The sequence below is a fragment of the Luteimonas viscosa genome, assembly GCF_008244685.1.
Taxonomy (GTDB): Bacteria; Pseudomonadota; Gammaproteobacteria; order Xanthomonadales; family Xanthomonadaceae; genus Luteimonas; species Luteimonas viscosa.
This window is the reverse complement of sequence record NZ_VTFT01000001.1, coordinates 1,431,342-1,445,441: the sequence shown is the minus strand read 5'-3', so window position 1 is coordinate 1,445,441 and position 14,100 is coordinate 1,431,342. Positions and strand designations below refer to the sequence as shown.

Genomic DNA, 14,100 nt, shown 5'->3' with positions numbered 1-14,100 from the left:
CCATGCCTCCGACCTGCGGTTCCATCTCCCGCCTGCGCGTGTTGCCGGTGGGCGCGGCCCTGCCGGCGCGGGCGCAGGATGCGGACGATCTCGCCGAGCCGCCTTCCATGCCCATCGTCGGCCTTGCAGGCGTGCCGATGCGATTCAGCGATGCCCATGGTGCCGGCACCGACGATGACCGCGAGCGTGGCATCGGCACGCGACTGGCGGGTTGCCGGGACGGGCTGCGCGGCTACGCGACGGCGCCCGGCACCTCGCCCGGTTCGGGTCCGCGCTTCACCGTCATCCTGCCGTTTCCCCCGGAAGTAGTGCAGGGGACGGGATGACCCGCTATCTGCTCGAAGCGATGCCGATCGCGGGTGTGTACGTCTGCATCGTGCTGCTCATTCTTGCGGCATGCGAGACCGGCATCCTGTTCGGTCGGCACCACCTGCGCATCCGCCAGGACGAAGGTGCCCAGACGTCGGTCGGGCCTGTCGTTGGAGGATTGCTCGGTATGCTCGCGTTCCTGCTGGCCTTCACGTTCTCGATGGCCTCCACGCACCATGGGGCACGAAAGCAGGATGTACTGACCGAAGCGACCCGCATAGGCGCGACACACCTGCGCGCCGACCTCCTCGGCGACGAACGCGGCCGCGAGATCAAACGTCTCCTGCGCGAGTATGTGGATGTCCGCCTGGATGCGGTACGGCCCGGCGGCGATCTGCAGGCGGGGCTGGAACGTTCGCTGCAGATCCACGCCCAGCTGTGGGCGCAGGCGTCGTCGTCGGCCCGCGACAGCCCGGGCCAGGGCGCGGGCCGCATGGTGGAATCGGTGATCGAGCTGATCGCGATTCATGAGCGACGCTTCGCGGACGGCGTGCGTGCGCGGATCCCGCACGGCATCTGGCTCGGCCTGGCGGCGATCGCCGCACTCACGATGGGCACCCTGGGGCTGCAGGTCGGGTTGACGGGCAAGCGCAGGCTGGTTGGCATCGTCCCGATCGCACTCACTTTCGCCCTGCTCGTCACCCTCATCGTCGACCTTAACCGGCCACAGGGGGGGCTCATCACCGTGGACCAGCAGCCGCTGGCCGACCTGCAGCGAAGGCTGCAAACGGCCGCCGTCCAGGCGGCCGATCCATCCGTCACAGCGAGGAACCCGCCATGAAAATGCGATCGCTTGTTGTCAGTCTGCTCGTCGCCGTCCCCGTGCCGCCAGCCGTGGCGCAGGAAGGGGCGCACCCGCCCCACTGGGGCTATGCGGGCGAAGTGGGCCCGGAGCACTGGTCGGAGTTCGAATCCGACTTCGGCACATGCAGCAGCGGCAGGAACCAGTCGCCGATCGACCTGGCCAACTTCATCCAGGCCGAGCTTGCCCCGATCAGGTTCGACTACAGGCCGGGTGGCGGCTACCAGGTCGTCAACAACGGCCACGCCGTCCAGGTCGACCACAGGACCGGAAGCTCGATCACCGTGGACGACACGGTGTTCGAACTGAAGCAGTTCCACTTCCATTCGCCGAGCGAGAACACCATCGCAGGCAGGTCGTACCCGATGGAAGCGCACTTCGTGCATGTCGATGACAAGGGCAACCTGGCCGTCGTGGCGCTGATGTTCGAGGAGGGCGCCGGCAATCCCCTGCTCGACAGGGTCTGGCCCCAGGTCCCGCTGGCGGTCGACGGCAGGGCACCACTCGAGCCCGGGGCCTCGGCAGACGATCTGCTGCCCGCCGACCGCGACTACTACCGCTACGAGGGCTCCCTGACCACTCCACCGTGTTCGGAAGGCGTGCGTTGGCTGGTACTCAAGCAGCCTGCCAGGGCTTCCGGCGAGCAGTTGCGCAAGGTGGGCGAGGCGATCGGCCAGCCCAACAACCGCCCGCTGCAGCCAGTCGGGGCGAGAGTGGTGCTGGAATGAGTCGGCTGGTCGCGCCCCTCGAGGACAACGACGGACATTGATCTTTCCCGTTCGGATCGGACCTGGGGCACGGACGCGCTGGCCGGAAGGCGCGCGGCGGCCCGGGAAGCCGGTGCGGACGGGTCCCCTGGTGCAGGGGCGAGAGCCCCAGCAAGTTCACGCGGACAGCAAGCATGCCGGAGTCGACGACGGGCCGGACGCCACCGGAGCCCTGTTGCAGCTGCACTTCCAGCGGACCGTCGCACGAGGCGCCCGTGCGATGCGCAGCAGGGGGGCGCCTGTTCGCCAGACATCCTGGAGCACGCCGGCACTGGCCGGACCCGGCGTCGTCGATGCGCCCGGCGATGCTGCTGGTCGGTTGCATGTTGGCCGCCGCCAATGCCATGGCCCAGCCCGGACCCGCACCAGACGCGCCTGCGATCTCCGCCTGCGGCGTGCGCGGCCCCGACGATACGCGTCCGCGCATCGGCCTGGCGCTCGGTGGCGGAGGCGCGCGCGGCATCGCGCATGTCAGCGTGTTGCGCAGGATCGAGCAGTTGGGGATCACCGTCGACTGCGTCGCCGGCACGAGCATGGGGGCGCTGGTCGGCGGGCTTTACGCATCGGGCATGCCGGTCGACGAGATGGAACGACTGGTCGTGTCCACCGACTGGAAGCGCCTGTTCGACGACACGCTGCCAAGGTCGGAACGATCGTATCGCCGCAAGCAGGACGACCGCGACGCCCTGACCACGGTGGGCGTCGGGGTTGGCCGCGACGGCCTCCGTCTGTCTCCCGGGGTGCTCCAGGGCGAACGCATCCTCTCTATGTTCGAACGCGCAACGCTCGGCGTGAGTGCGATCGAGCGTTTCGACGCGCTGCCGATTCCGTTCCGCGCGGTCGCCACCGACCTCAACACCGGCGAGGCGGTGGTCCTGGACCGGGGCAGCCTGTCCATGGCGATGCGCGCGAGCATGTCGCTGCCAGGCGTGTTCCAGCCCGTGGAGATCGATGGACGCGTGCTGCTGGACGGCGGGCTGGCCAACCAGGTACCGGTGGACGTCGTGCGTGGCATGGGCGCCGACGTAGTGATCGCAGTCGACGTGGGCACGCCGCTTTCGACGCTGGATCGCAACGCCAGTGTGCTCGCGGTCGTTTCCCAGATCAGCGGCATGATGACGACCGGCAATACCCGGCGGCAGTTGGCGACCCTCACCAGCCGCGACGTGCTCGTGGCACCGCGGCTGGGCGAAACGGTCGCCACCGCTGACTTCGAGAAGGCGCGGGAGGCGTTGCGGATCGGCGAGGAAGCCGCCGCCGCGGCGCACGACGCGCTGGCGGCGCTGCGCACGGCGACGCCAGCATCCGAGCCTGCGCGCGTGCGCGACGTCGCCGCGACGTCCGCGCCGGTGGTCGAGTTCGTGCGTATCGACAACCGGACGGACTACGCCGACGAGTTGTTGCTGACGCAGCTGCGCATCCCGGTCGGCGAACCACTCGATCCCGATGCGGTGGAGGACAGGATGCTGCGCGCCTACAGCCTGGGCACGATCGCCAGCATCAGCTACGAGATGCTGCGCGAGGACGGCCGAAATGGCGTGCTGGTCCGCGCGCGGCCGAAGCCGCAGGGTCCCAACTACCTGCAACTGGGACTGGTACACAGCTCGGACTTCGAGGGTGCGTTCGAGAGCACGCTGCGTGCGGCGATTCTGTTCTCACCGCTGTCGGCCTACGGCGCCGAGGGCCGAGTCACCCTGGCGATCGGCAGCGAGCCGGGCCTGGCCGGCGAGTACTTCCACCCGCTGGATGTCGCCAACCGCAACCTGCTCTACGCGCGCGCCGCCTACGACAATCCGAACATCCATGCGTTCGACGCCTCAGGGAACAACATCGCGACCTACGACGTGCGCATGTTCGGCCTGCGGTTGCAGGCGACCCGCGAGTTCGGCAACCACGGCGCTGCCGCGGTCGGCACGCAGTTCCGGAAGGGCCGGGCCGAGGTGGAGGTCGGCGACCCGGGCCTGGCCGCCTTCGACTTCCAGCAGGGCAGTCTGTTCGCGTTCCTCAACATCGACCGCCTGGACAGCCTGTTCTTCCCGCGCTCCGGCTACTACGCATCGCTGGGCTACACGGTCTCGCGCGACTGGCTGGGCAGCGACAGCGCGTTCGACCAGCTCGATCTCGACGCATTGATGGCTGGCAGCCTCGGCAGACATACGCTGCAGTCCGGTGTGCGATACCACGCGACGACCTCGGGGCAGGCACCGATCCAGGCGCGCTACCGCCTGGGCGGGCGCAGCCGTCTGGCGGGGTTCCGGATCAACGAACTGACCGGCCAGCACTATGCGCTCGCCTACGTGGGATACAGCTACCAGCTGGCCGAGTTCTTCAGTCGTTCGGCGCTGATCGGCGCCACCCTCGAATACGGCAATGCATGGGAACGCCGCGAGGACATGCGCGTCGGCGATGGCATCCTCAACGCCAGCCTGTACGCCGGCTTCGACTCGTGGCTGGGGCCGATGACGGCCGGCTACGGGTGGCGCCAGGGCGGCGAGGGCCTGATCTTCCTCGAGATCGGCAGGCCATTCTGACGCGACGTGGTTGGCCTTCCTACTTCGCTGCGGTCCGCTTGCGGGGTGGGGACCGTTCCCTGGCGACGGCGTTCGCGGGCGCAGGCCGCGGCCGCTTGACTCCGGCCTCTCGCGCCGCGCCTTCCTCCCCGTGCAGGGTGAGCAGCGATTCCATCAGCTGCTCGTCGGCGCTCGAGCACACGCCGAGCAGCAGCACTTCGTCGCAACCTTCCGCGGCGATGTAGGCGTGGCCCATGTTGGAGTCGATGTACACCGACTCGCCGGTTTCCAGCACCATCGGGTCGTAGAACTCGGTATGCACCTCCATGCGGCCCTCGAGCACGTGGATGTATTCCTCGCCCGAGTGACGCACCAGTTCGCCGAACTCCTCGATGGTCTTGGCGCGCACCCGGGTGAGGACCGGGATCATGCGCTTGCGGCGCAGCTCCGGGCACAGGTAGTAGTAGTCGTAGTTCGGCGTGTTGACCCGGATCGCGTCCTCGATGCGGCCGATGCTGCGGCGCGCCGTCACCGGCTGCTCCGGCGCCTCGGCCTGCTCGGCGAACAGTTCGGACATGCGCAGGTTGAGCCGCTGGCTGAGTTGCAGCAGCTTGTCGTAGGTCAGGGTCAGGCGGTCGTGCTCGACCTTGGACAGGGTCGAGAGCGGGATGCCGGAATGCTCGCTCATCTGCTTGAGCGTCCAGCCCTTGCGCGCGCGCAGCGAGCGCAGCAGTCCGCCGATGGTGGGGTGTTGCGCAGTCATCCTTGGAGGATCTCCTGGGGGTGCGTCCGCGACAGGCCGGTGTGTCCTGAGGAGGATCATCATCGCCTTCGCAGGCGATCGGTGGAAAGGGCGGGCGTCGAGCCGGCGGTGGAGACAGGAGTCCGGAGGACTTCCGGCACTGGTTGACAATTCTCTGATTGGGATCATTATCGCCGAATCAGGATGATCCGGCCGCCGCCGTCGCCTGGCGGCGCGCGTCCACACTGCCTCCACCACGCAAGACCCCGTCCCCGACCGGAGACTGTTCGATGCGCACGATTCCCACGATCCTGGGCGCCTGGCTGCTTGCCGCCGGCATGGCCACCGCGACTGCGCAGGAAGCGGCGGTGACGCCCGATGCGGTGCCGTCGCCGGCGCTGCCGGGGCCGGCCGACGCTCCGGCAGTGCCGGTCCCAGCCCCGGTGGACGGCACGCCGGTCCTGGAACGCGGCGACGTCGAGGCCTGGCTGGACGGGTTCATGCCCTACGCACTGGCCGCGGGCGACATCGCCGGCGCGGTGGTCGTGGTGGTCAAGGACGGCCAGGTGCTGGTGCAGAAGGGCTACGGCCATTCGGACCTGGCGACCCGCGCACCGGTCGACCCGGAGGCCACCCTGTTCCGGCCCGGCTCGGTGTCCAAGCTGTTCACCTGGACGGCGGTGATGCAGCTGGTGGAGCAGGGCAGGCTCGACCTCGACGCCGACGTCAACCAGTACCTGGACTTCGAGCTGCCCGCGCATGACGGCACGCCGGTGACGCTGCGCCAGATCATGACCCACACCACCGGGTTCGAGGAACAGATCCGCGCACTGATCACCGCGAGCGAGGACGAGATCACCCCGCTCGGCGAGGCGCTCAAGCACTGGGTGCCCGAACGCATCCACGCGCCCGGCACCACGCCGGCGTACTCCAACTACGCCACGGCCCTGGCCGGCTACATCGTCGAGCGGGTGTCGGGCGAAAGCTTCGACGATTACCTCGACCGCCACATCTTCCAGCCGCTGGGCATGGCGCACTCCAGCTTCCGGCAGCCGTTGCCGCCGGCGCTGCTGGCGCAGATGTCGAAGGGGTATTCGCGGGCGTCCGACGGCAAGCCGCAGGACTACGAGTTCATCAGCCTCGCGCCCGCCGGCAGCCTCGCCGCGACCGGCAGCGACATGGCGCGCTTCATGATCGCGCACCTGGAAGGTGGCGCCTACGGCGATGCGCGCATCCTCGAAGCCGACACCGTGCGCACGATGCACACCACCGGCCAGGCCTCGGTAGGGCCGCTCAACCGGATGATGCTCGGCTTCTACGAGACCTCGGTGAACGGCCATCGCGCGATCTCGCACGGCGGCGACACGCAGTGGTTCCACAGCGACCTGCAGCTGTTCCCGGACGACGGCATCGGCCTGTTCGTGTCGATGAACAGTTCCGGCCGCGATGGCGCCACCGGCCACATCCGCTACGCGCTCTCGCGCGGCTTCGCCGACCGCTACCTCCCGGGCGACCCGCAACCGCTGGCGGGCGTGTCCGAAGCCGACGCGCAGCTGCACGCGCAGCAGATCGCCGGCACCTACACCAGCAGCCGCCGCCCGGACAGCAACTTCCTGTCGCTGGCCAACCTGCTGGGCCCGGTGAAGGTGGTGGCCAACGAGGACGGCACGATCAGCGTGACCCTGGCGCTCGGCCCGGGCGGCGCACCGAAGAAGTGGCGCGAAGTGGCGCCGTACGTGTGGCAGGACACGGCGAGCACCGACCGGCTCGCGGCCGACGTGGTCGACGGCGAAGTCACGCGCTTCAGCATGGAACCCTACGCGCCGATCATGGTGTTCCAGCGCCTGTCGGGCTGGCAGTCGCTGGCGATGCCGCTGCTGATGGCGAGCCTGGTAGTGCTGCTGCTGACGGTGCTGGCATGGCCGGTGTCGGCGCTGGTGCGCCGCTACTACCGTGCGCCTTACAAGCTCACCGGGCTGGATGCGCGCGCGCACCGGCTGGTCAGGATCGCGGCGCTGCTGGTGCTGCTGGCGATGGGCGGCGCGCTGGGGCTGGTGGTGGCCATGCTGAGCAGGCTGGAGCTCACCAGCCCGGACACCGACGGCATCATCATCGTGCTGCGCCTGTTCGCGACCCTCGTCCTGCCGCTGGGCGCCGCGGTGGCGCTGTGGAATGCCTGGCACGTGCTGCGTGGCCGTCGGCGGTGGCTGGCGAAGCTGTGGGCCGTGCTGCTGGCGCTGGCCTGCGTGTTCGTGCTGTGGATCGGCATCGCCCAGCACCTGATCGGCTTCGGCGCCAACTACTGAAGATCGCCTCGCCGGCGGCCGCGCGCCGCCGGCGTATCGACCCCACGCTTCCCGGGAGCGCCCGCACCGTGCCGCTCGCACTCGAACTGCACAACGAACCGCTGCCGCTGGCCGCACCGTTCCGCATCGCCGGGCACGTGTTCGAAGCGATGCCCGCGACCGTGGTGACGCTGCGCGACGGCGTCCACCTCGGCCGCGGCGAGGCGGCCGGGGTCTACTACAACAACGACCATCCCGAGGCGATGCTGGCCACGCTGGAGGCGCTGCGGCCGCGGATCGAGGCCGGCCTCGACCGCGAAACGCTGCGTGCCCTGCTGCCGGCCGGCGGTGCGCGCAACGCGCTCGATTGCGGCCTGTGGGAACTCGAATCGCAGCGTGCCGGCATGCCGGTATGGATGCTCGCCGGGCTCGATGCCGCGCGTCCGTTGCTGACCACGTTCACCGTCGGGGCGGACGATCCCGCGGTCATGGCCGAGCGCGCGGCCGCCTACGTGCAGGGCACGATGCAGGCGCGCGCGCTGAAGCTGAAGCTGACCGGCGAACCGGACCTCGACGTCGCGCGGCTGCGCGCAGTGCGTGCACGCTGCCCCGGGTCGTGGATCGGCGTGGATGCCAACCAGGGTTACGACGGCGACACGCTGCCGTCGCTGCTGCCGGCCCTGCTGGAAGTGCGCGTGGCGCTGCTGGAGCAACCCTGCGTGCGCGGACGCGAGCACGAACTCGACGGCATCGAGCGCGTGCTGCCGTTCGCCGCGGACGAGAGCATCCTCGACCTCGCCGAACTCGAAGCGCGTCACCACCGGTTCGACGTGATCAACATCAAGCTCGACAAGTGCGGCGGCCTGACCGAAGGGCTGATGATGGCCCGGCGTGCGCGCGAACTCGGCAAGCGGGTGATGGTCGGCAACATGTGCGGGACCAGCCTCGCGGCCGCGCCCGCATTCGTGCTGGGGCAGCTGTGCGATGTCGTCGACCTCGACGGACCCAGCTTCCTCCGCCAGGACCGTACGCCCGGCGTGCTCTACCGCGACGGCCACATCGATTGCCCGGCGGCGGTCTGGGGCGCCCGGGCCCCTGGATGACGCCGACGTCCGCCACTTCGCTGGTTCCCGCCGACAATGCCTTCGCATTGCTGGCGGTGTTGTTCCTGCTGACGGCGGTCGGCGCCGCCCTGGAGAAGACCGGGATCGGCAAGCGCGTCTCCGGCGTGATGCTGGTGATCGCGATCGCGATCGCGCTGGCGCAGTTCGACATCATCCCTTCCTCGGCGCCGGTCTACGACGTCATCTGGACGTACCTGGTGCCGCTGGCGATCGCCCTGTTCCTGCTGCGTGCGGACCTGGTGAGCATCGTGGTCGACGGCGGGCGCACGCTGGTGGCCTTCCTGTTCGGTGCCGTCGGCGTCGTCGCCGGCGCGTGGCTCGGCGCAAGACTGCTCGACCTGGGGCCGTTCGAAGCCGAATACGCGGCCGTGTTCAGCGCCACCTACGTGGGCGGTTCGCTGAACTTCGCGGCGGTCGCCGAGGCGGTCGGCTTCCGCGACCCCACGGCACTGGCCACCGGCGTGGCGATCGACAACGTGCTCGGGCTCGGCTACCTGCTGCTGGCGGGCGCAGCCGCGACCTGGTCGGTGTTCCGCAGCCGGTTCGCCTGGCGGGCCGAACTGCTGACAGGCGCCGTCGGCGATGCCGACGACGCAGCGCGCGTGCCGACCGTCATCGACCTGGCGCTGGCGCTGGGCCTGGCCACGCTCGCCTGCGCCGCAGGCATCGAGCTGGCGGCGCGTCTGGGCCAGCCCGCGTACGCGATCCTGTACATCACCCTGGCGATGGTCGCGATCGCGACGCTGGGGAGTCGCTGGCTGAAGTCGATCGCCGGGCCGGAACTCGCGGCCACGCTGTTCATGTACCTGTTCTTCGCGATGCTGGGCGCGGGCGCCGACCTGGGTGCGATGTGGGGCGCGGCCCCGGCGCTGTTCGTCTACGTGCTGGTGATCTTTGCGGTCCACATCGTCTTCCTCCTGGTCGGTGCGCGGATCTGCCGGCTCAACCATGCCGAAATCGTCATCGCATCCACCGCGTGCATCGGCGGGCCGCCGATCGCGATCGCGTTCGCGGTGCTGTTCGGCTGGCGGAGGCTGGCCGTGGCCGCGGTCGCCACCGGGGTACTGGGCTACGTGCTCGGCAACTTCGTCGGGATCGGCGTCTACGAGGTTGTGGCTCCGTGAGTGGCCGGTGGCCGCGCCCCGCCAGCGATCCCGGTCGCCCGGGATCCCCCGGATCCGGCACGCATGCGGCGGCGCGAAGGCGTCGCCACGACCCTCCACCCTCCACCCGCGACAGGAGCACCCTGATGCATCGACCGGTCATTCGTCTGTTGGCGGCCTCGCTGCTGCCCCTGCTCGCCGCATGTGCCGGCACCCCGGCCACCGGCGCCTCCAAGCAGCGATACGACCTGCTGGTCCGCAACGGCGTGGTCTACGACGGCAGCGGCGCCGCGCCACGGCGTGTCGACGTGGCCGTGCGCGACGACCGCATCGCCGCGCTGCTGCCCGCGGGCAGCGATGCGCAGGCCGATACCGTGCTCGATGCCCAGGGCCGGGCCGTGGCCCCGGGCTTCATCAACGTGCTGAGCTGGGCGACCGAATCGCTGATCGAGGACGGCCGCGGCGTCAGCGACACCAGGCAGGGCGTGACGCTCGAGATTTTCGGCGAGGGCTGGTCGATGGGCCCGGTCAACGCCCGCATGCGGGCCGATGCGCTCGAGCGGCAGGGCGACATCCGCTACGACATCGAATGGACCTCGCTCGGCGACTACCTCGAATTCCTGGAACGACGCGGCGTGACCCCGAACGTCGCCTCCTTCGTCGGCGCGACCACGGTCCGCATCCACGTGCTGGGCGAGGACGACGTGCAGCCGGATGCCGTGCAGCTGGCCGGCATGCAGGAGCTCGTGCGCCAGGCGATGCGCGAGGGCGCGCTCGGCGTCGGCAGTTCCCTGATCTATCCGCCGGCGGCCTTCGCCGGGACCGACGAGCTGGTCGCGCTGGCGCAGGCGGCGGCCGAGAGCGGCGGCGGCTACGTCGCGCACATGCGCAGCGAGGCCGACCGCTTCCTCGAGGCGCTCGACGAGACCATCGCCATCGCGCGCGCCACCGGCCAGCGCGCCGAGGCCTACCACCTGAAGGCGGCGGGCGAGAAGAACTGGCCGAAGATGGCGCAGGCGATCGCGAGGATCGAGGCGGCGCGCGCGCAGGGCCTGCAGGTGAGCGCCAACATGTACGCCTACACCGCCGGCGCGACCGGGCTCACCGCCGCCCTGCCGCCCTGGGTGCAGGCCGGCGGCCACGAGGCGATGGTGGCGCGGTTGCGTGATCCGGCGATCCGCACGCGCGTGCTGGCCGAAATGCGCGATCCGGATGTCGAGTGGGAGAACCTGCGGCTGCTGGCGGGATCCGACGAACGCCTGATCCTGATCGACTTCCGCAATCCCGCGCTCAAGCCGCTCACCGGCCGCACCCTGGCCGAGGTGGCGCGCGAGCGCGGCACGACCGGGGAGGAGACCGTGCTCGACCTGATCGTCGAGGACGATTCGCGCGTCGGCGCGGCGTATTTCCTGATGAGCGAGGAGAACGTCGAGCTGGGCCTGAAGCAGCCGTGGGTGAGCCTCGGCTCGGACGCGGAATCGTCGGCGCCCGAAGGGGTGTTCCTCAGGTCGAGCACGCATCCGCGCGCGTACGGCAACGTCGCGCGATTCCTCGGCCACTACGTGCGCGAGCGCAGGCTGATGCCGCTGGAGGAGGGCATCCACCGCCTGACCGGCCTGCCGGCAGCGAACTGGAAGCTGCAGGATCGCGGTTGCCTGCGTCCCGGCTGTTTCGCCGATATCGTGGTCTTCGATGCCGCCGCGATCGAAGACCACGCCAGCTACGACAAGCCGCAGCAGTACGCGAGCGGCGTCGACGAGGTCTTCGTCAACGGCGTGCAGGTGCTGCGCGGCGGCGAGCATACCGGCGCGAAGCCCGGCAGGGTGGTGCGCGGGCCCGGATGGGCCGGTGCGGCGCGGGAAACGGCGGCCGACACCGGCGGCTCCGGAGGAGATTGATTCTCCGAACGTGTTGACAATTTTCTGATTAGGATCATGATCCCTGATCAGGACTTTCGGCTGCCGCCACGTCTCGGCCGGCTGCCCGGATGAATTCCAACACCGATGCCGGCGATCCGTCGCCCCGGAGACCAGTCATGAACGCGTTCCCGCCCGTACGCCCCTGGTACCGCTCCCCGTTGTCGCTGGCCATCGCCAGCACGCTGGCGTGCATCGCCGCGACCCCGGTGCTGGCCCAGGACGGCGATGCCGACCCCGCGCCGGTGGCCGGGACCGCCCGCAGCGCGACCGACCTGGACACGGTGGTGGTCACCGCCAACAAGCGCGTCGAGAACGTGCGCGAGGTCGGCGCCTCGATCAGCGTGATCGGCGAGCGGCAGCTGGAGAACATCGGCGCGGTGTCGCTGTCGGACTACGCCGCCTTCATCCCCGGCCTGCAGGTGCAGAACGACGGCAGCCCCGGCCTGACCCGGGTGTCTCTGCGCGGCATCGCCGCCCTGTCTTCCGGCGCGACGGTGGCGACCTACATCGACGAAGTGCCGGTCGGTTCCAGCGGCATCTACCAGGGCGCGAGCACGCTGATGCTCGACCTGCTGCCCTACGACATCAGCCGGATCGAAGTGCTGCGCGGGCCGCAGGGCACGCTGTACGGTGCCGGTGCCATCGGTGGGCTGCTCAAGTACGTCACCCGCGCGCCGGACACGCTGGTCGGGGAGACCCGCCTCGGCTTCGGCCTGCGCTCGGTCAGTGGCGGCGAACGGGACTGGAACGCGCGTTTCGGCGCCAGCCTGCCGTTGCAGGAGGAGCGACTCGGGCTTCGAGTGAGCTTCGCGCGCAACGGCCTTCCGGGCTTCACCGACAACGCCGTCGACGGGCGCGAGGACATCAATGGCGGGGAACAGGTCGGCGCGCGCACCGCGCTGTCGTGGGACGGCGATGCCTTCGACGCCGACCTGTCGATGCTGCACCAGCGCATCCGCAGCGACGATCGCGCCGGGGTCGCACTCGATCCCGACACGCAGGCGCCGCTGTACGGCGAGGACGACGACCTGACGTGGCAGCCGCGGCCGTTCGCGAAGGACCTCACGCTGTTCTCGCTCAGCCTCGACTGGGACCTGGGCTGGGGCAACGTCGTGTCCGCGACCGGCTGGTCCGAGACCTCGACGATGGACCAGATCGACTCGACCATCCAGTTCGGTGAAGTGGCCGACCAGTTGCTGGGCCTGCCGGAGCCCGGCAGTTCGTTCGTACGCTACGACTACGACATGGACAAGGTGACCCAGGAGTTCCGCCTGACGTCAAAGACCGGCGGCACGTTCGAGTGGATGGTCGGCGCCTTCTACACGAAGGAAGACGCGCTGCAGAGCCAGGTGGCATGGCTGGGACTGCGCGACGGCTCGCCGCTGCCGGCGCCCCTGGACGCGGCATTCGGCACGCTCGCGATCATCAACCTGCCCAGCACCTACGAGGAGGTGGCGCTGTTCGCCAACGCCTCGTGGCGCTTCGGCGAGCGCTTCAAGCTCGACGCGGGGCTGCGCCAGGCGCGCAACGACCAGTGGTTCAGCCAGAACGTGCCCGAAGGCATCCTCGCGCCGATCGGCGAGTCGCCCGGCGAATCGACCGAGGATGTGTTCACCTGGAGCCTGAGCCCGCAGTTCAAGCTCGCCGAAGACGTCATGCTCTATGCGCGCCTCGCCACCGGCTACCAGCCGGGCGGTCCCAACGTGGCGCTGGCCGGAATGCCGCCGCAGGTCGATTCGTCGATGCTCGACAGCTACGAGATCGGCCTGAAGTCGCAGTTCGCGGACCGTCGCGTGACCCTCGACCTGTCCGCGTTCCGCATCGACTGGGAGGACATCCAGGTCGCGTCCTCGTTCAACGGCGTCGGCGGCCTGGTGAACGGGGGCGAGGCGACCAGCGAAGGCCTCGAACTGTCGGCGCTGTTCCGCGCCACCGATGCGCTCCAGCTCGGGTTCAATGCCGCGTACACCGACGCGAGCATCGAGAACGACTTCGACCCGACCGTGATCCCGCAGGGCGACTTCGACGTGATCCTGTGGACCGGCCTGGCCGGCGACCGCATGCCCTATTCGCCGAAGCTGTCGTGGACCGCGACCGCCGAGTACGCGTTCTCCACCGCGACCGGCTTCAACGGCCAGGTCGGCGGCGTGTTGCGCTGGAACGGCGACCGCCTCAACGACACCACCGAACGGCAACGCGTGACCGCCCCGGGCGATCCCTCCACGGTGCTGCAGGAAACCGTCACCGCGCCGCTGGAACTCGACAGCTACCGCTCGCTCGACCTGTACGCAGGCATCGGCAAGGGCAACTGGGAGCTGCGCGCCTACGTCAACAACGCCACCGGCGAGGAGGCGTACCTGACGATGGCGCCGATGGACGGGGCGCTGACCGGCGCCCGCTCGCACCTGTCTGCCGTGCCGTTGCAGCCACGCACCTTCGGCGTCGAACTCGACTTCCGCTTCTGATCCGCGTGCCGCCC

General features: G+C 69.7%; 10 protein-coding genes. 9 read left to right on the top strand and 1 reads right to left on the bottom strand.

Going from position 1 to position 14,100, the window contains the following annotated elements:
- The first annotated feature begins 2 nt into the window (after positions 1 to 2).
- From FZO89_RS06540 to FZO89_RS06525, 4 genes are all read left to right on the top strand, one after another.
- On the top strand, positions 3 to 326 hold the full coding sequence (locus FZO89_RS06540) for a hypothetical protein (protein WP_149102487.1): 324 nt from the start codon (positions 3 to 5) through the stop codon (positions 324 to 326).
- Positions 323 to 1,150 carry a bestrophin-like domain gene (locus tag FZO89_RS06535; protein ID WP_149102486.1) on the top strand — a complete coding sequence of 276 codons (828 nt, stop codon included), beginning with the start codon at positions 323 to 325 and terminating at the stop codon, positions 1,148 to 1,150. The genes FZO89_RS06540 and FZO89_RS06535 overlap by 4 nt, the downstream gene beginning before the upstream one ends.
- Positions 1,147 to 1,899, top strand: a complete 753-nt coding sequence (locus FZO89_RS06530) for a carbonic anhydrase (RefSeq protein ID WP_149102485.1) — start codon at positions 1,147 to 1,149, stop codon at positions 1,897 to 1,899. Before FZO89_RS06535 ends, FZO89_RS06530 begins: the two co-directional genes overlap by 4 nt.
- 332 nt (positions 1,900 to 2,231) lie before the next feature.
- A complete protein-coding gene (locus FZO89_RS06525) occupies positions 2,232 to 4,469 on the top strand; it encodes a patatin-like phospholipase family protein (RefSeq protein ID WP_187471061.1) in 2,238 nt (745 codons plus the stop codon).
- A 19-nt stretch (positions 4,470 to 4,488) separates the two neighbouring features.
- On the opposite strand, the gene FZO89_RS06520 is transcribed toward FZO89_RS06525, so the two are convergent.
- Entirely contained in the window at positions 4,489 to 5,211 is a 723-nt protein-coding gene (locus FZO89_RS06520) for a helix-turn-helix domain-containing protein (protein ID WP_149102483.1), read from the bottom strand.
- A 269-nt stretch (positions 5,212 to 5,480) separates the two neighbouring features.
- On the opposite strand from FZO89_RS06520, the gene FZO89_RS06515 reads away from it, so the two are divergent.
- The 5 genes from FZO89_RS06515 (at position 5,481) to FZO89_RS06495 (ending at position 14,086) form a co-directional block, all read left to right on the top strand.
- The gene (locus tag FZO89_RS06515; RefSeq protein WP_149102482.1) at positions 5,481 to 7,496 is read left to right on the top strand and encodes a serine hydrolase domain-containing protein; all 2,016 of its coding nucleotides are present in this window, start codon (positions 5,481 to 5,483) and stop codon (positions 7,494 to 7,496) included.
- A 68-nt stretch (positions 7,497 to 7,564) separates the two neighbouring features.
- Positions 7,565 to 8,578 (top strand): dipeptide epimerase, encoded by a 1,014-nt coding sequence (locus FZO89_RS06510; RefSeq protein WP_149102481.1) that lies wholly within the window; start codon positions 7,565 to 7,567, stop codon positions 8,576 to 8,578.
- Complete coding sequence (locus FZO89_RS06505; RefSeq protein WP_149102480.1) at positions 8,575 to 9,723, top strand: DUF819 family protein; 1,149 nt, start codon at positions 8,575 to 8,577, stop codon at positions 9,721 to 9,723. The genes FZO89_RS06510 and FZO89_RS06505 overlap by 4 nt, the downstream gene beginning before the upstream one ends.
- Before the next feature lie 125 nt (positions 9,724 to 9,848).
- Positions 9,849 to 11,600 (top strand): N-acyl-D-amino-acid deacylase family protein, encoded by a 1,752-nt coding sequence (locus tag FZO89_RS06500; RefSeq protein WP_149102479.1) that lies wholly within the window; start codon positions 9,849 to 9,851, stop codon positions 11,598 to 11,600.
- Positions 11,601 to 11,737: 137 nt separating this feature from the next.
- Entirely contained in the window at positions 11,738 to 14,086 is a 2,349-nt protein-coding gene (locus FZO89_RS06495) for a TonB-dependent receptor (protein ID WP_187471060.1), read from the top strand.
- Positions 14,087 to 14,100: the final 14 nt, after the last annotated feature.

Excerpts from the sequence above, each read along its gene's own strand:
- FZO89_RS06495 (WP_187471060.1), top strand. The coding sequence starts at position 11,738 with ATGAACGCGTTCCCGCCCGTACGCCCCTGGTACCGCTCCCCGTTGTCG.
- FZO89_RS06500 (WP_149102479.1), top strand. The coding sequence starts at position 9,849 with ATGCATCGACCGGTCATTCGTCTGTTGGCGGCCTCGCTGCTGCCCCTG.
- FZO89_RS06520 (WP_149102483.1), bottom strand. The coding sequence starts at position 5,211 with ATGACTGCGCAACACCCCACCATCGGCGGACTGCTGCGCTCGCTGCGC.
- FZO89_RS06530 (WP_149102485.1), top strand. The coding sequence starts at position 1,147 with ATGAAAATGCGATCGCTTGTTGTCAGTCTGCTCGTCGCCGTCCCCGTG.
- FZO89_RS06505 (WP_149102480.1), top strand. The coding sequence starts at position 8,575 with ATGACGCCGACGTCCGCCACTTCGCTGGTTCCCGCCGACAATGCCTTC.
- FZO89_RS06535 (WP_149102486.1), top strand. The coding sequence starts at position 323 with ATGACCCGCTATCTGCTCGAAGCGATGCCGATCGCGGGTGTGTACGTC.
- FZO89_RS06540 (WP_149102487.1), top strand. The coding sequence starts at position 3 with ATGCCTCCGACCTGCGGTTCCATCTCCCGCCTGCGCGTGTTGCCGGTG.
- FZO89_RS06525 (WP_187471061.1), top strand. The coding sequence starts at position 2,232 with ATGCGCCCGGCGATGCTGCTGGTCGGTTGCATGTTGGCCGCCGCCAAT.
- FZO89_RS06515 (WP_149102482.1), top strand. The coding sequence starts at position 5,481 with ATGCGCACGATTCCCACGATCCTGGGCGCCTGGCTGCTTGCCGCCGGC.